A 17,688-nucleotide genomic window follows, 5' to 3' on the forward strand; every position below is an offset into this window, starting at 1 on the left:
TTGCCTTAGTTAAGTAAAATAGAGGAACCCTTCTTCGGTTATTTCTTTAAATATTAGTAATCTCGATACCAGGAGATCGTTTGGTTTCCATCCTAACTGTTGTAATAATATACAGGATATGCCAATTCAAAAAATTCTATCTGACGCTGCAATTTCAGCCGCGCAGGGTGTTTCCAAAATAGTCTTAGGTAAATTACTTCAATCAGTCAAGGGCGAAAAAAAAGGAACTATTATTCCATATCGTTCCGAAGGAAATGAGAGCATTGTTTGCTTTGTTCATGGCTTTTCTGGTGACCCTGAATCCACATTTAAACCTATTCCTGAATTCATTATTGCAGAAAGCGAACTGAATGGTTGGGATGTAATAAGCATCGGTTACTCCACTGACTTAATGCCAAATATTGGAAAAGGCATTTGGGCAGCAACTCCTGACATTACAAAAATTGCTAGTTATCTGCAAACAAATCTTGAAATACTGTTTGAACATTATAACAGGGTAGCTCTAATCGGGCATAGCATGGGAGGATTAGTCATTCAAAGAACAATTCTAAATAGAGACGATATACACAAGATTTCTCATGTTCTTTTTTATGGTACGCCAAGCGGCGGTTTAAAAAAAGCTTGGCTCTTGAGATGGTTTAAAAACCAGATTAGTGATATGGACTATGAAGGCGAATTCATTAAAAAACTTCGCAATGAATGGAATAATAGGTTTAGTCATAAATACCCATTCAAATTCGCAACTGTTGCAGGCGAGTTGGACGAATTTGTTCCCACAAATTCAAGCTTAGACCCCTTTACAAAAGATTATCACTGCATTACAGCTGGCAACCATATCACAATGGTGAAACCTGAGAGTAATATGGACACTTCATTTCAGGTTATTAAAAAAATGTTGGGTATTGGCAGCGGAATATCGTATTTAATTGGTAATGATAAGGACTTGAATAACCTAATAGCAAGGTATTATGAAGAAGCTGATATACTTGGTAAGAAGCTACCTGATTTGGATGCGAAAGGATTTAAGAAATACATTTTTGCTTTAGAAGGAATTGGCAAAATTGATGACGCAATTAAGATGTTGGAAGAATCTGAAATCATAAAATTCAATACAGATTTTATGGGAATTTTAGGTGGAAGATTTAAAAGAAAATATCTTGTTGAAGAAACAACGGCATTTTTAGAAAAAGCTATTTGTTGGTATGATAAAGCGTTGCAGTTATCGTTACGATCAAATAACAGTTCTCAAATATATTATCATGCAATAAATCTTGCTTTTCTCTTTTTAATGCTTGATGAAACAGATTTAACTAAAACTAAAGAAATGGCTCAATTGGCTTTGAAGCATTGCCAAATTGCTAAGGGAGGTCAATATTGGGAAGACGCAACAATTGCCGAGGCATATCTGTATCTGAATGCGTTTGAACAAAGCAAAATCTTTTATACTTCAGCAATAAATAAATGTAATCAAAGTATAAGGGAAACAAGCTCAATGCTTATTAATGCTGTTTATGCCTGTAATAGTCTTAATAGGCCTGACTGGAAAAAAGAGCTTGAAAATGTTTTTAGCATCTAATTAAATTTAGTTTTTGAATGGCATATAAATACGACATATTCATTAGTTACAGACGGGATAACTTAACTCGTAAATGGATTGAAACACATTTTGTTCCGTTACTCGAACACCATATTAATCTTGAGCTCGGAAGAATACCTGTTATCTATATAGATACTCTGCTTGAAAATGGAACGACTTGGCCTATTGCATTAGGGAATGCATTAGGAGCATCAAGAACAATAATTCCTCTATGGACAAAAACATTTCTTAACAGTGTATGGTGCTCGTGTGAAATCGGTCACATGCTTGAAAGAGAAAGAAAGTTTGGCTTTAGAACTATTCAAAATCCAGGCGGATTAATTTTCCCAACAATCATTCATGATGGTGAAACTATGCCAGTTAATCTTACTACAATTCAAAAAATTGAAATTCAAGAATGTTACAATGTAAGAATGTCTATTGATAGTCCTAAAGCAGAGGTTCTTGACGACAGATTAAGACCTTTAGGAAAAGATATTGCAGATGCCATAAACAATGCACCAGTGTGGCAACAAGATTGGCAAATTGTAGCAGTAAATAGTTTTGTTCAACAATTTCATATCGAAGAACAGCCCTCTCAAAGTCAACCTCCAAAATTTTCCAACCCATGAGTAGTATAATTACATTTTATTCTTACAAAGGAGGTGTTGGGAGAACCATGGCCTTAGCCAACATTGCTTATGAACTTTCAAAAAGAAATTCTAAAGTTTTGATTGTTGATTGGGATTTGGAAGCCCCTGGTATTGAAAGGTATTTTAGTGGATTCAAAATAGAAAATACATCAGAAGGGCTTCTGCAACTTTTATTATCCTATAAGAATGATGCCAAGCCCGACTACAGAAATTTTCTTTGGCAAATTGAAACAGGAACAAGCTTTCCAATTTCCTTGCTTCATAGCGGTAGAGATAAAGACCCTGCATCATATTCTGCATTACTTCAAAATTTTGATTGGGGCGATTTCTTTACCAAGGAAAATGGTGGCAATCATATAGAGAATTTACGGAAGCAATGGCAAAATGATTTTGATTTTGTCTTGATTGATAGTAGAACTGGCTTAAGTGATTCAAGTGGAATTTGCACCATCATGATGCCTGATATTTTGATCCCAATGTTTACAGCAAACTATCAAAGTCTCTTTGGCATTCGTGACATTGTTAAGTATATTCAAAATGCAAGGCAAAAACTTGAGGTTGACAGAATGGCTTTGACGGTTTTGCCGATACCTTCAAGATTTGGAACCCGTGTTGAGTTTAAAGAATCTCAAGAATGGCTTGAAAGAATTTCCGATATATTAAAAGACTGTTACAGCGATTGGTTGCCAAAATGGATTGAGCCAAAATATATTTTAGAGCAGATTAAGATTCCACAAATTGACTATTTCAGTTTCGGGGAAAAGTTAGCCGTTGTAGAACAAGGAACAAATGATCCCGAAGGAATGGGTTTTATTTTTTCAAAGATTGCTAAATTGCTTTCATCAGACTTTTTTGATATTGAAAGCTTTGTTGGTGTGGATTATTACAAGAAAAAGAAAAAAGAGTTTGCAGAGAGCAACCCTTCGGACAAAAAGCAAGATGAAACAGAATATTTGTATGATGTTTATTTAAGTTATTCAAGGGAAGTATATCAATGGGTGAGAGAATTACTTATTCCTGCACTTACAGAATATCTCAATGACGAACTTGGTTATAATCCGCAAATTTATTTTGACATCAATGAATTCAATATTGGTGAATCCATTTCAATAAATATTGAAACAGCAATGCTGAAGTCAAAAACATTTGTATATATTATTACGGATTCCGGGCTCGATAGCTCTTTCCTGAATATTGTATTGAATTCAATTTTTAAAAGAGAGAAAGACAGTAATAGGAACTTGCTATTCCCTGTTTTGTATAGCCAATCTAACATACAAAAAAACGACTCAATTCCCCCAGAATTAAGAGACAGGCAGTATATTGATTTTAGCAATTTCAAATATGAAGATACTGTCAGAAGCACAAAACTTCGTGCCCAATTTGGACAAGAGGTTGAAAAATTATCTAAGGCAATAGCAAAATCATTGCTCCAAAAAGCTCAACAGAAAAAAACTGAAAAACCAGGAAAGAGAAAAACAAATCAAGAAGAAGGAATTGAGGAACTACTTTTGCTTGCTAAAGAGTATGAGGAAGTGAGAAAGAAAATGCCAGGTGGTAACCCAAGAACAAGAGTGATGGAAAATATTGTTTCAAAAATGAAATCTGTTATGAATGATCCCCTTAGTAATTTAGAAACATGGACAACAAGCAAGTCCGCTGGCGAAAGGTTATTGGCTATTGCAAAGCTTCAAAAATTTCCGAACAAGGAATATTTAAACTGGCTTGCAGAACATGTAGGTGATTCTGAAATGCCGTTTATTGGCTATCATTCCTCTGTAGCACTTTACATTTCATCAAGAACCTTCGGGAAAGAAAATAAAACTGTAGTTGAGAATATTTTAAAGAAAGCTCAAGCAAACATTGACCGATCCCAATTTAAAGACCCTAATCAAGTTGAGGTTTTGAAATCAGCAATTAATGAACTCAAATAAAATGATTTCTATCTTTTGAAGAAAGGCAAAAGATGTTATGCTTTCATTTCATATTTTCACAGTATGACAAGGTTTAAAATTAACTGAATAAAGGCGATCTTTGAAAATTCACCCACAGAAAATATGCTGTTTTATTGTATCCAATACGCCAATCCAGGTAGATTTACAAGGCACACCAAGCCGACACACAAAAGCCAACCTTGCAAAAGAGCCTGCCTTGTTCCTGCGGTTCCGGGACACACCCTACAATAACTAATACATAGGTGTATTAAGACCTCAAAAATCAATCTCATAGATCCCGTACTTCACGGCGAACAATACCAGCCCCGCCGTATTTTGACAACCCGTTTTCAACAGCAGGTTATTCCGGTGGCCTTCTACGGTACGCACGCTTATGAACAGCTGGCCGGCGATCTCCGCATTGCTTTGCTCCCCGCAGATCAATCGCAGGATCTCTTCTTCGCGCCGCGTTAGCTCAATGGGAATATTGTTGACACTCTTCAGCGACTTGTTTTTATCACTTGAAGCATGCTGTATTGCTTTCAATACCTGCTGGTTGATATAGAACCCATTGCGGTAGGTACTATAAATGGCTTCGGTGAGTTCTTCGGGATCGCAGTTCTTGAAAAGATAGCCCGAAGCGCCTGCTTCTATCATGCGGGCGATCAGTCGTTGCTTTTCATGCACCGACAGAATGATCACTTTTACGGAAGGGTACCGTTCTTTCAGCAATACATTCAATCCTATTCCATCTACCTCGGGCATTTCCATATCAACCAGCGCAATGTGCGGAAGCTCCCGCACTTCAGCCAGTTGGCGCAGGCAGTCATTGCCATTGGCAGCCTGCAATACGATCCTGAAGTCGGGGTTCTCGCTCATCAGCAGCGCAATGCCGCGCCTGAATAACTGCTGGTCATCGACCAGGGCTATGCGAATAGTTTCCATTCTTTTAAAGTTAATCAGTTTCTGCACTCGTTTTCCCCGCTCCGGCAAAAACAGGTAGTTATACCTGGTTTTCAAATCGGGTGGTTCCCCGCTGAAATTCGCAGCTGAGTGAACGTTATTTTGTATCACACATTAATCATTAAATAATAATTGTATGAAACCTCAGGATTTTATGAATCTCATTCTAGCCGACGAGCCACAGATCGCATTAGCCATCAGTACAGGCGCCGCTTACGAGGTATGGTTCCAGGTTGAGCTGGGCATACTTCTCAGAAAAGCGAATATTCAGTTTGCCCGTGAATTGCCTTATTCAGCCCCTTATGCTTCCTGGAAACTCGATACGGCCGTACAGGACACGGATGGTATTCACGCTATTGAAATAAAGGTAGAAAGCGCTACCAATGCCGGAAGAGCGTTGGCAACTGCCCTGCACATGGATGCCGTTAAGGTCGCGAACTATACAACCACGAACGGGGGTAATCTCACCCGCTGGGTAGTGGCTATTGCTTACAGTGGTGAGGCCAAAACTGCCCTGCAACAAATTGCCGCCAATGACCCCAAAAAGATGTCGGGCTACCTGGAAGGCGCGCACAAAGCTATTGGCATCCTGTTGCAGGTGGTGCAATAATGCCGTCATCCTGGTGTCATACAGGCAGCCTGATGACCATTCTGAAACCTTTATGCAGGGTGTTAACCACCACTGCTTCTGTGATGCCAGGTTTCATTGTCCCCGTTTTGGCATCGGGATGCACCGTTACAGCCATACCGGGATAATCGATCGTGTAAGCTGCGCCGATATAGCTTAACCGGCTTTCAATATTATGCAATCCCATTCCGGCCCGCGCGGTTCCCGTCATACCTATGCCATCATCACGGTATTCAATGTGCAGTTCATTGCTTAACACAGAGAACAGGATGTTGACCTGCTGCGCACCGGCATGGCGAATGGTATTATTGACCAGCTCGGTGAGCACCCGGTACAAAGCCAGGGAAACCATTGGGTTCAGCTGTTCCAGTATACCGGTTTCGCACAAATGCAAAGTCATGGCGATCTTTTCAGAACGGTTCACCCTTTCGCTCAGGTCTTCCAGCACATCGTGCAGGAAGTAAGCGCTGCCCAGCGGCGGAGAAAGATTGTGGGCAATATCCCTTACGTCGGTGATCACGCGGTCTATGATCTGTTTGCATTCATTTCCCAATGGGCTGGCAGGTTGTTGGCTGGAACCGGATTCCCGGGTCAGCTTCACGATCATCATCCGCAGGGCGGAAAGGGTAGAGCTCACTGAATCGTGCAGGTCCATGCCAATGCGTTTGCGTTCTTCTTCCTGGGAAGAGATGATGGCATGCAGCAGTTCCTGCTGATGATGAATGTGGGCGTCGAGCAGTTTTTGTTGCTGTCGCCAGATCCTGTTGCGGGCGGCAGCCTGAATAAGCACAAAAGCCCCTGCCAGCAGCGACAGGCCAATCATTGCCATGATCACCAACGCATAAATATTATCTGTTACTTGTTGCATTTGTAAAACCCTATCGCCATAAGAATGTACATACACAGCACCAATGTTCCGTGAATGTCAAGGATCAGCAGCTTGATAGTATAACCGGCCGTGGCGCTCACAACATTCGAAAAAATGAACTGGAACAGGGAGCCGGAAAAATACAGGAGGAACCCTGCGTTGATCCAGTTGAATGGGTTGGCTGTCCAGGAGCCCGTTTCCCTTTTTGCAGTATCATACCAGCTATAATAAGCGCTATTGCCGATCAGTAGTATCGCTTCAATGGGCCTTACATAGGAGTTGAATTGGTAAATACTTTGTAAGAACAGCCCGTTAATAATGCATAGCAGGGGGAATGCAAAAATGAGCACGGTATTCAATTGCCTCATCCATGGCACCGGTTGTACGGTTTGGTAGAACAAAAGCAGCAAGGTGCCTTCCACACAGGTATACAGGTGCAGGTACGGCAGGTTGTTTTTGCCCGAGTTCAGTATAGCCACCATGTTAATACTGCCCGAAACAACCAGGTAGCCCACCAATATCCATAAAGGACGGCGCAGGCTTATGCTTTTCAACAGGGCCGTTATCAATGGAATTAGCAACGATAACGGTACCACGTATACCAGCCAGGCATAGGAGAATGCTTTCATACCAATGCAGAGATTGTAAAGCGGTTACAGCTTTGTCACAGGTTCATCGGCGTTGTACAGGATGCTCTCTGTGTCACAGAAGTCAGGGCAGGGCTTGGTAAAATCGTAGATGGATGTTTCAACAACTTCAACGGGCGCCTGCACCTCATGAACAACGATAAGGTCACGGTAGGCAGGCACGTAGTTCGTGGTGGTTTCCACCACGGGTACCAGCATCAGTCTGATCTTGTTCTCGAAGAAGGGAGTGTCTAACGCGAAGTAGGCTCTTACGCCGGCTACCTTCAATCCGTATTTGTCGCTGTACTTATCGGCCAGCGCCTTGATATCGGGTATGGGTATAAAAACTGCCTGGGGAATGAAATCGGGGATCGATCCTTTTTCCTTACTTACAACACGTTTGAAGGCTTCTTTCCAGTTAGTGATCTTGGTGAGGGCTGTTTTAACAGGGACGGAGCTGTTCTGAATGTCTACTGCAGCGGGATTAGGTTCCATGTTGATAGGTTTAATTGATTTGAAGGTTTATGTTCTATACAAACATACTGTTTTTTTATTACTAAAATATGAACACACACTAACCCCCATCTCTATTCTTTTATTTCTATTCATTAATAGTAAACGCTTAAATTATGCCATCAGAAATTCCTTACGATCCTTCGCTGGTGCTGGGTAACCTGGTTTCCCAGGCGAAGCTGGATAATCTTGTCGCCATCAGCGCGCTGGAAGCGCCCATCGACGCGGCAGAAGACAACCTGAATACGTTGATCGCGACAAAACGGTCGATCGATATGACCATTCAGGAACTCATCAACATGGGTATCGACACCGCCGACCTGGTAAAGGAAAGCGCCGCCGTTGGTCAGTCTATTCAGAGCGCCGCCACCGATTATGCTAAAGTTAAGGTCGACGGTCTTACGAAGATCCAGCCACTGAAGGCGAAGATCCAGACCATCGACGATGAAATTGAAAGTCCTATCGATTACAACAAGAGCGGGATCAAGACCATGCCGCTTTCTGCCGATTCGCTGAAAATGAATGTGCAGTATTTTGCCTTCGACGAAAACCAGCAGGACTCCAATACCCAGGCTGCCACCGTTAAAGGCTTTATCAGCAGTGAAATTGATTTTCTGGGCAAGTCATGGTCGTCACAGGCTTCTTCGGCTGTGCAAAGTCAAATGAACAGCCAGTATAGCCGTCACAGCATTTCGGGCACACTGGTCATCAGCATTACCTGTACGCACAAGAATGCCATGTTGCTGGCGCCCTTCATCATTGATGTAGATAAGGGTATCCGTGCCTGGAACCGGTTCTTTCCCGGTGATATGATCAACCCCACTGACCCCGCCGGCATTGCTCAAATTGCAGCGCAGGCCAATACCCCGCAGGAAAAATCGCTCACCCTGCTTTCCGGCGCCACCTACGGTTCCTGCTTTATAGGCATGGTGCATATCCTCAATACAACTACCACCACTTCTTCTGAGAGCGTGTATTCCGCTGCTTCCAGTATTCAAACACAGTTGACTGTTGGTGGCTGGTGGAGCAAGTACAGCGGCGGCTTCGGTGTTGATTCCAGTTTTTCAGAAGATGCCAAGAACCTGTTGAGCGCCCAGTCCATCACTTCACATTGTACCCTGGTTACGGTGGGTTCCATTCCTTCCATCAAATCAAATACGGTGAATATGGCGGTGCAGGGCTTCTCGCAATTCGACGGCGCCCAGGCCATGACGCAGCTGGCTGCATTGCAGAATGCCACTGCCGGCGACAAGGATACGGTAGACTCTTCGGCTTCTGCAGCCAGGACCGGGCAGCAAATGCTCGCCATGCAGAATTCCAAGATCCAGGGCGTACTGTCGGCGCTGGCGCCAATAGACAATGAGCAGAACAAGATCCTCGACGTAAACTCCATGATGGATGCCATGGATGATTATATACAGAAGGCCCTTGCGGGAAATATTGGCGTGCCTATTAACTATTACCTGAAACCGATCACCAAATCGCAACTGGCCGAAATGTGGGTAGCCAAATATTACCCCGGCAGGTACCTGAACATAGCAGGTGATGATAGCGGTGGCGGTCCTGCCGGCAGTGCAACGGGCATCAGTGGAAGTTCGGGCGGCAGTAGCAACAGTAGCGGTAGTTCGGGAGGTTTTGGTAGTTAGCCGCTGTTCCAGGTTGCCGGTTCCCGGTTACCAGGACCTTATTGCAGAATGCCTGCGAATAATCAGGCTGCTATTAATTTAAGCCCCGGTAACCGGAAACTGGTAACCGGCACCTATCAACTTATCAACTTTTAACCATGCCTTCTTCGATCCCATATACCCATCCATCGCTCGTACTGGGCAACATTGTGAAATCAGCAATCATCAGCCGGTTGCTGCAGATCAGCTCCCTGCAATCGCGCATTGATGCAGCGCAGGATAAAATGAATTCATTCATTGCTATGAAGCGGAGCCTCGAGATGACGGTGACCGAATTGTTGAATATGAACGTGGATGTGTCAGCCATTACAACCCGCATTGGTGAGATCGATAAGGAGATCACGACAGCGGCATCAGATTATATTACGGTGAGGCTGAGCAATGAGGCGGCCATACAAACGCTGAAAGAAGAGATCAGTGAGCAGGAGGATGGGGCGTCGCTGGAAAGTCCCGTTGATTTTGCACGCAGCAAAATACTGATGCTTCCGCTTTCTGCCGATTCGCTTCACCTCGATGCCCAGTATTTTTCTTATGACGAGAACCAGGAGAGCAATCCCCTGAATACCGTTAACCAGATCGAGAATTATCTCAAAGCGGCTACCGATGGTCTCGGCACCCAGGCCTCTTCCGATGTCAGTAACAAAGCCATGGCGCAGATCAGCGTGCAGCGAAAGAACCACCAGTTGTCGGGAACCCTTATAATAACGGCCACCTGCACACACAGGAAAACAAAGCTGCTCGATCCCTGCATCCTGGATGTTGACAGGGCCATCGAAGTGTGGAATGCCAGCTATCCGGGCGACCCCATCGATATCATGGCCCCGGCCATCCCGGCCGGTAATGTGGGTGGAACCGAATCTGCCGCGATCACCATTCTTTCCGGCGCCGCCCTCGGGAGTTGCTTTATTGGCATGGTGCATATGTTAAAGAATGATGCGGTGGGCAATAGCGGTGATGCCCTGACGGCCCTTGCTTCCAAATTGCAGGACCGGTTTAGGATCGGTAACTGGTTCGAAGAAGCTTCCGGCGGTTTTGGCGTGGATCCTTCCATGGCAACGGAGATCAAAAGCCTGCTCAGCACCCAAACACTGACCACGCATGTGAACCTGGTTACCCTGGGCGCCATCCCTTCTATCGGTTCTAACCAGATACAAATGGGTGTGAAGACTTTCGCGAACATCGATCCGGAGAAACTAAATACCTCCCTGGCTAATGCGACAACAGCGGAAAAAAGTACGATTGATCAGAGCGCCAATGCCGCCAAAACCGGCGCACGGGCCCTGGCCATACAGGGCGCCACCATTCGCAGCGTGATGATGGGCCTGGGGAATATTGACCGGGGCGCCAATAACAAGGTAATGGATATCGCCTCCCTGATGGCCGCATTCGAGAATTATTTGCAAAAGATCGATACGGGCGAAGCCGGGGTACCTGTCAGCTTTTATGTAAAGAACATTACCAAAATACAATTGCTGAAGCTGTGGAAGGAAAAGTATTACCCCGATACCCCTGCGAAACCAACTGAAGAAAAGGATGACAGCAAGAGCAACGGTGGTTTCCCCTTTAAATAATTGAGCCATGCAACAAGCGATCATAAGCCAGGAGATGATAGAGGCAGCGAGCCGGTTTACCGAAGCCTGCAGAGCCCACTATGTGCAAACGCGGCAATTGGTAAGAGCGCTTACTGCTGAGGCCGAACAGGATGGGGTAGTTGATGCCTTTGGGGCCGGTCTTTCACCCATCAATTCTTTTTTACTCCCTTCCCAACCACTCACTGTATTTATTGAGCAGCTGCCCCGTCGTTATGCTGCCATCAGGGAATTGTTTTATGGATTGCACCGGGAGAACGAGGAGATGATACAAACGACGGAACGCTTCAGGAAGCAGCAGGCTGAATACACGGAGATTTTCGATAACAATATCCGGAAGCTGATCCGCCTGCATGATGAGCTGGCGGGGTTTGTGAAGGGGAAGAACCTGAAGCCGGAAGCCCGCGACTGGGTGGAAGGGTATTTTCAGGTATTTAACCGGTGGATGCAGCAGGGGGCTCCCGGTGATTGGCAATCGATGGAGCAACAAATTATAACACCCGTTCTTGTGCTGAACAAAACGCATAGTGGCAGCCCTTTCATCCACCGCAGTTCCTCAGCAGCTCTGGAGTGTAAGTTTGCCGGGCAAAACCTGTTGGCGCTTACGCATACCTATGGCTGCCGCCTCGAAGCGCATGCCGCTGTGTTTAAAAGGATCATTCGCCTGGCCGGTATATTGGATAAATACCTCAGCACCTCCCGTAATGAGCAAATTAAATACAATGATCGCCGGGAGCGGAACCGCAGACGCAGAAAGGTGGTTGGAGCAGCTATCGGGCTGCCGGCATTACTATTGCTGTTGTATTTTATATACCGGGTGTTGCCTGATCCCCCGCAACCTGCCGGACTTATTACACAAGCCCTTCCGGTTACCACTTCGGGTAGCCATGCTACCGCTATTGCTACGGCAGACGTAAGTCGCCCTTCGCTCGACAGTGCGACCCTGGTATGTGGAATAGATATTTCAAAATACCAGGGTAATTTACTGGAAGACCTGAAAGCGCTGGACACATTTCATTTTGTCATTTGCAAGGCAACGGAAGGCCTCACCCTAACGGATAATACATTTACAAGTAACTGGGAATGGTTAAAAAAGGCCCGCCTCATCAGGGGCGCCTATCATTTCTATATTTATGGCGACGATCCCCTGGCCCAGGCCCGTCATTTTCTGCAAACGACAGGCGCCTTTACGAATGCCGAAATGCCGCTCATACTCGATATTGAAGAAGGCGGGCTGGGACGAAAGGCTGGTATGGCCCTCAATGCCGACAGGGATGCACTTCAGGTACATCTGCTGAGCTTTCTGCAATACCTCAGCAAACAAACAGGGCGGGCGCCCATCATTTACACCGATCTTAGCTTTGCCAATACCTGGCTGCATAATGAAGCATTTAGTGACTATCCTTTATGGCTGGCTGAGTATACCGGGAAGCCATCGCCGGTGCTGCCCTGGGCCTGGCGGAATAAGCAGGCTACTTTCTGGCAAAAGAGCTCCAGCTATACGATCGATTCGCGCAGTATCGATTATGATGTGTTCGTTGGCACCGGCCGGGAACTGACAGCATTTATTAATGGGAAATGAGCATGATTGTTCAGAAAATAAAACAGCCCTCCCGATGCATCGGGAGGGCTGCTATTTTAATCATTGATTACTCAACCCAGTACACTAATGTAACTTCAATAAAACCATCATCGCCTTCCTGGCTGGGGTCAAGCGTCACTGTCTTTGACACTGCACCATCCCAATTGCCGGGGTAGGCGCCGAAAGTGTATGTGCCCGCAGGCAATCCTTCAAATTCATTACCTTCCTGGTTGGTAGGATCATAATAAATGCCGGTGGCCACATTTTTGGCCCAAAATCCGCGCAATCCTGTACCTCCGGTAACGGGGCTGCCATCGGTATGCACCAGATTAATGCGTACTGCGTAGGCAGTAGTGATGTTGTTTTGTTGAAAGGGCCGTACCAGAAGGGGAGATACTGAAGTGGCGGAAGTAGTCTGGATAACAAATAACAGTGCCAGAACAGGGAAGATAAGTGTTTTTCTCATTGGATAAAACGGTTTTATGGTGAATTATCGAATTTAGGCAGATTAACTTATATCGCCAAACCATAAACGATTAACAAAACCTGAATTATTTTATCATGTGAATTAAAGTTATGCTGTATCAAAAACGAACACTGCTGTATCAAAATCGTGCTGTTCAATGGCGCCCAATGGCTCCCAATTTATTGATGCTCATATGAACTGTTAAACTGGCATTTCATTAGTGCTATTGATCTCAATTCAACCCGTTTATGATTAAAAATTATTTTAAAACCGCATGGCGTAACCTGATGAAGAGCAAGGTGTTTTCTTTCATCAATATTCTTGGATTGACCATTGGAATAACGGTGTGCATGATGATCTTTCTTTTTATCATGAATGAATTCAGTGTTGACAGGTTCCATAAAAATAACGACCGAATTTTCCGGGTAATGCGGGGCATTGAGAATGATGGAAAGCAAGGCAGTGTATCTTATTTGTCGGGACTTCATGCGCCTGCGCTGTTAAATGATTTTAAAGGCGAAATAGTAAAAGCAGTCCGCATAAATAAAAACGATGACCTGTTAACTGTTGGTAACAGGTCTTTTCATGAAAAGAAAGTAATCGATGTGGACCCTGATTTCTTCGACCTGTTTTCTTTTCCATTAATTAAAGGTAATGCCGCCACCGTTTTGAAAGATCTCAACAGCGTTGTATTAACAGAAACAACAGCAAAGAAATATTTTGGAAGTATTGAGAATGCCATGGGTAAGGTAATTGAGATGGATAAAAGTCTGCAATTAAAGGTTACCGGCATTGCCAAAGATGTTCCTTCCAATTCGCATTTGTATTTTGACGTGGTAGTGCCACTGGTTAATTATAAAGATGCAGGATGGATGAAGACATGGATCAGTAATGGCGTATTTACCTATGTGTTGCTTGATCCGAAAGTGTCGCGTAAGCAGGTGGAGAGCCACCTGCCTCAGTATATGGAAAAATATCTGGGCGGTGATCTAAGAAAATATGGTTTTCACTGGACGCTTTTCCTTACGCCTTTAAAAGATATTTATTTCGGCGATGCTACCTTTGACGACGTTAAACACGGTGATAAAACGGTCGTTTATATTTTTCTTTCCATCGCTGTATTAATTCTCCTGATCGCCTGCATCAATTTTATGAACCTTTCTACCATTCGTGCAGTTGACCGCTCAAAAGAAGTTGGCTTGCGTAAAGTGCTGGGCGCCTTGCGTAATAGCCTTATATGGCAGTTTATTGGTGAAAGCGTTTTACTTACCACCATTTCATGTATACTTTCCGTTGGGTTATTGATATTGGTAATGCCCTGGTTAAATCAATTGCTTGGTTATACTTTAACTGTTTCCTGGAATGCATGGCCCATTTATCTTTTCCTGGTTGGGGTTATTATTGTTGTAGGATTTTTGGCGGGCAGCTATCCTGCATTTTTCTTATCGGCCTTCTCGCCGATAGAAGCAATAAAGGGTAAGTTGAAATTAGGCAAAGGCGGCGCCACCTTCCGCCAGGCACTGGTGGTTGTACAATTCAGCATTTCCGTATTTCTCATCGTGGGCACCATGATCATTACCAAACAGATGCGTTATGTAAAGAACAAGCAACTGGGCTATAATAAAGAGCAAACTGTAATTGTAAATCTCGATAACGATGATATCAATAAAAACAGGCGGGTTTTCAAGACTGACCTGCAAAATCAAAGCCTTATTCAAAGCGTTTCGTTAATGTCTGGTGAACCCGGTGGTTTTTTTGATAGTCAAATGTTTGATGTAGAGGACCGCGCAGAAAAATGGAATGCACGAACGGAGTTTGCAGATTTTGAATTTGTAAAAACCTTAGGTTTAAAGATCATAGCAGGAAGAGATCTCTCCGCATCTTTTCCAACAGATACAATGGATGCTGTTTTAATAAATAGAACGGCTGCTGCAAAACTTGGATGGACACCACAGCAAGCCATTGGCAAATGGATACAAAACACGGTGAGGGATAAGGCAAAACGCCATGTTGTTGGCGTGGTAGCCGATTTCAATTTTCAGTCTTTAAAACAGGAGGTAGAACCACTTATTATTTCACCCAACACCGATAGGAGAGTGGTGTTAATAAAACTGAAAGGTGGCAATATACAGGCCGGGATTAATACGATAGAAAAGCAGTATAAAAAAGTAGCTTCAGCTTATCCATTTGAATATAAATTTTTAGATGAGCAGTTTAATGATCTGTATAAAAAAGATCTCAGGCAGCAAACTATTTTATCGGTGTTTGCCATGCTGGCCATTTTTGTTGCCTGTCTTGGATTGTTTGGATTGGCTTCCTTTACCGCTACAAAACGGTTTAAGGAAATTGGGGTAAGAAAAGTGTTGGGCTCATCCGTGCAGGGCATTGTTGTTTTGTTATCGAAAGACCTGTTAAGGCCCGTATTAATAGCATCCTGCATTGCATTGCCTGTTGGTTATTGGGTTATGAATAAATGGCTGCAAAACTTCGCTTATAAGACAAGCTTAAGCTGGTGGGTATTTGGCCTGGCCGCACTGATAACCTTTGGGATCGCCTTATTAACGGTATGCATAAAAGCCATCAGGGCAGCCATTGCAAACCCGGTGAAGAGTTTGAGAACGGAGTAGTAATAATGCCTGGTGAGCAATCAAAATAAAACAGCCCTCCCGATGCATCGGGAGGGCTGTTAAGTATATCGCTCTTTATTCAACGTTTGGGGTTTTATGGAATATTTAACTGGAAAGACTTAATCTGCGCTTAACAGACAAAACACGGATTTGTTGCCGCAGACCTATACTTTTGACCGCCGGGTTAAGCAGTTATTAAGGAATTGTAAACTCATACCTTATCCGCCCGAGGTACTGACTCTTATTGGGTTGGTATATCTTCTTTTTTATTATATTAACAGTGTTTTGCGTATAAACCCAAACTCATAATGCGCCTGAAAAATTCAACCATCCTTCTTTTGATTGCCGTTATTGCCGCCCTGTTTTTTATTCCTTTTCTGGGGCGGGTGCATTTATTCGATTGGGACGAAATAAACTTTGCCGAATGCTCGCGGGAAATGATGAAGTTGCATGATTATACCCGGGTATATATAGATTTTAAGCCTTTCTGGGAAAAGCCTCCCATGTTCTTCTGGATGCAGAGCACGGCGATGAAATGGTTTGGCGTAAATGAATTTGCCGCCCGGTTTCCGAATGCGATCTGCGGCGTTGTAACCCTGCTCGTAGTTTTTTCCATAGGCAGGCGTATTTATGATACCCGTTTTGGCATCCTTTGGGCGCTGGCCTATGGCGGCTCGCTTTTCCCGAATATGTATTTTAAATCGGGGATCATTGACCCCTGGTTCAATCTTTTTACCTTTCTTTCTCTTTACTATTTCATCCTGTATCATTGGAAAAAGAATGGGTTCGATAAAGAGGGGCTTACAAAGCCATTGTATTATTATGTGACCTGGTCAGGCGTATTCATGGGGCTGGCCATTCTTACCAAGGGGCAGGTGGCCCTGATGGTGTTCTTACTGGTATTGGGTGTATACCTGATCTATAACCGCTTTAAGATCTATTTCAACTGGGGGCATGCGCTTCTTTTCCTGGTCATTTCTACAGCGGTATTGTCTACCTGGTACGCTTATGAAACTATTACGCGGGGGCCCTGGTTTATCAATGAGTTCCTGAAATATCAATACCGGCTTTTTACCACCCATGATGCAGACCAGGCCGGTTTTTTGGGTTATCATTATATAGTGCTGCTGGTGGGGTGCTTTCCCGCTTCCATTCTGGCCATACCATCCTTTTTTAAAAGTAATTACAGCAGCCGTTTTGATAAAGACTTTAAAAAATGGATGCTCATATTGTTCTGGGTAGTGACTGTGCTATTCACGATCGTACAGTCGCGTATCATTCACTACTCCTCGCTGGCCTGGTTTCCCGTTACGTTCCTGGCAGCCTATTCCGTTTATAAATGGCAAAGGCAGGAAGCTGTTTATAAGAAATATGTCGGCATACTCCTCGCCATTCTGGGCGGCATCATCTCGTTGCTGATCCTGGGAGTGGCTGTTATCGGACTAAAAGTAAGGCTGCTGGCGCCATATGTTGACGATGTATTTGCAAGAGCAAATATGGAGGCAGATGTTCATTGGGCTGGCTGGGAAGGCATTGTGGGTTTGCTGCTTGTTGTTGCGTTGATCGTTGGCATCAAAAAATTAAAACAGAACCAGTTTTACAGGGCCGCTTATACGCTCTTTGGCGCCATGGCCATCGTTGTGTTTCTGGCATCGGCCATCATTGTTCCGAAAGTAGAGCGGTATTCACAGGGGGCAAGCATTGATTTCTTTATTGCCCGCCAGGGTGAAGATTGCTATGTACATTGCCTGGGCTTCAAAAGCTATGGCGATCTGTTTTATACGATGAAGGAAAAGCCAGTGAATCCAAATAGCTATGATGAACAATGGCTGATATCGGGAGATATTGACAAGCCCGTTTATTTCGTGACGAAAATAGACCGGGAGCAGAACTATAAATTTCCGCAGTTAAAAGAATTGTATCGTAAAAATGGTTTTGTGTTTTTGAAAAGGGAACCGCCTGCTAAATAATGGCGGTC

Annotated in this window: 14 protein-coding genes; 9 read left to right on the forward strand and 5 right to left on the reverse strand. The window is 44.1% G+C overall.

Features of this window, described 5'->3' with window-relative positions; translation table 11 throughout:
• Positions 1–118 precede the first annotated feature (118 nt).
• The 3 genes from A3860_RS27835 to A3860_RS27845 are packed head-to-tail and all read left to right on the forward strand — an operon-like array spanning position 119 to position 4,163.
• The gene (locus A3860_RS27835) at positions 119–1,576 is read left to right on the forward strand and encodes a tetratricopeptide repeat-containing protein (RefSeq protein WP_081152724.1); all 1,458 of its coding nucleotides are present in this window, start codon (positions 119–121) and stop codon (positions 1,574–1,576) included.
• A gap of 17 nt (positions 1,577–1,593) precedes the next feature.
• Complete coding sequence (locus A3860_RS27840; RefSeq protein ID WP_081152727.1) at positions 1,594–2,208, forward strand: TIR domain-containing protein; 615 nt, start codon at positions 1,594–1,596, stop codon at positions 2,206–2,208.
• On the forward strand, positions 2,205–4,163 hold the full coding sequence (locus tag A3860_RS27845; protein WP_081152730.1) for a KGGVGR-motif variant AAA ATPase: 1,959 nt from the start codon (positions 2,205–2,207) through the stop codon (positions 4,161–4,163). The genes A3860_RS27840 and A3860_RS27845 overlap by 4 nt, the downstream gene beginning before the upstream one ends.
• A 276-nt stretch (positions 4,164–4,439) precedes the next feature.
• Here A3860_RS27845 and A3860_RS27850 read toward each other — a convergent pair whose 3' ends face one another.
• Positions 4,440–5,108, reverse strand: coding sequence for a response regulator transcription factor (locus A3860_RS27850; RefSeq protein WP_143774292.1), 669 nt, complete (start codon positions 5,106–5,108; stop codon positions 4,440–4,442).
• A gap of 172 nt (positions 5,109–5,280) precedes the next feature.
• On the opposite strand from A3860_RS27850, the gene A3860_RS27855 reads away from it, so the two are divergent.
• Complete coding sequence (locus A3860_RS27855) at positions 5,281–5,736, forward strand: hypothetical protein (RefSeq protein ID WP_143774293.1); 456 nt, start codon at positions 5,281–5,283, stop codon at positions 5,734–5,736.
• 16 nt (positions 5,737–5,752) lie between these two features.
• Here A3860_RS27855 and A3860_RS27860 read toward each other — a convergent pair whose 3' ends face one another.
• The 3 genes from A3860_RS27860 to A3860_RS27870 are packed head-to-tail and all read right to left on the reverse strand — an operon-like array spanning position 5,753 to position 7,743.
• Entirely contained in the window at positions 5,753–6,622 is an 870-nt protein-coding gene (locus A3860_RS27860) for a sensor histidine kinase (RefSeq protein WP_081152738.1), read from the reverse strand.
• A complete protein-coding gene (locus tag A3860_RS27865) occupies positions 6,610–7,251 on the reverse strand; it encodes a hypothetical protein (RefSeq protein WP_081152741.1) in 642 nt (213 codons plus the stop codon). Before A3860_RS27865 ends, A3860_RS27860 begins: the two co-directional genes overlap by 13 nt.
• Positions 7,252–7,275: 24 nt before the next feature.
• Positions 7,276–7,743 carry a hypothetical protein gene (locus A3860_RS27870; RefSeq protein WP_081152744.1) on the reverse strand — a complete coding sequence of 156 codons (468 nt, stop codon included), beginning with the start codon at positions 7,741–7,743 and terminating at the stop codon, positions 7,276–7,278.
• Positions 7,744–7,877: 134 nt separating this feature from the next.
• Between A3860_RS27870 and A3860_RS27875 the strand changes: the two genes are divergently transcribed.
• The 3 genes from A3860_RS27875 to A3860_RS27885 all read left to right on the forward strand — a co-directional run bounded on the left by A3860_RS27875 (position 7,878) and on the right by A3860_RS27885 (position 12,617).
• Entirely contained in the window at positions 7,878–9,407 is a 1,530-nt protein-coding gene (locus A3860_RS27875) for a hypothetical protein (RefSeq protein WP_081152747.1), read from the forward strand.
• 137 nt (positions 9,408–9,544) lie between these two features.
• The gene (locus A3860_RS27880) at positions 9,545–11,017 is read left to right on the forward strand and encodes a hypothetical protein (protein WP_081152750.1); all 1,473 of its coding nucleotides are present in this window, start codon (positions 9,545–9,547) and stop codon (positions 11,015–11,017) included.
• Between the two features lie 7 nt (positions 11,018–11,024).
• Positions 11,025–12,617: a glycoside hydrolase family 25 protein gene (locus A3860_RS27885; RefSeq protein WP_081152753.1), complete on the forward strand. Its 1,593-nt coding sequence runs from the start codon at positions 11,025–11,027 to the stop codon at positions 12,615–12,617.
• A 67-nt stretch (positions 12,618–12,684) separates the two neighbouring features.
• Here A3860_RS27885 and A3860_RS27890 read toward each other — a convergent pair whose 3' ends face one another.
• On the reverse strand, positions 12,685–13,083 hold the full coding sequence (locus A3860_RS27890) for a hypothetical protein (protein ID WP_081152756.1): 399 nt from the start codon (positions 13,081–13,083) through the stop codon (positions 12,685–12,687).
• A gap of 248 nt (positions 13,084–13,331) precedes the next feature.
• Between A3860_RS27890 and A3860_RS27895 the strand changes: the two genes are divergently transcribed.
• Both A3860_RS27895 and A3860_RS27900 read left to right on the forward strand, forming a co-directional pair.
• The gene (locus A3860_RS27895; protein WP_173820277.1) at positions 13,332–15,710 is read left to right on the forward strand and encodes an ABC transporter permease; all 2,379 of its coding nucleotides are present in this window, start codon (positions 13,332–13,334) and stop codon (positions 15,708–15,710) included.
• Between the two features lie 308 nt (positions 15,711–16,018).
• Entirely contained in the window at positions 16,019–17,680 is a 1,662-nt protein-coding gene (locus A3860_RS27900) for an ArnT family glycosyltransferase (protein ID WP_081152759.1), read from the forward strand.
• The last annotated feature ends 8 nt before the right edge of the window (positions 17,681–17,688 follow it).

Source organism: Niastella vici (assembly GCF_002077945.1).
Lineage (GTDB): Bacteria > Bacteroidota > Bacteroidia > Chitinophagales > Chitinophagaceae > Niastella > Niastella vici.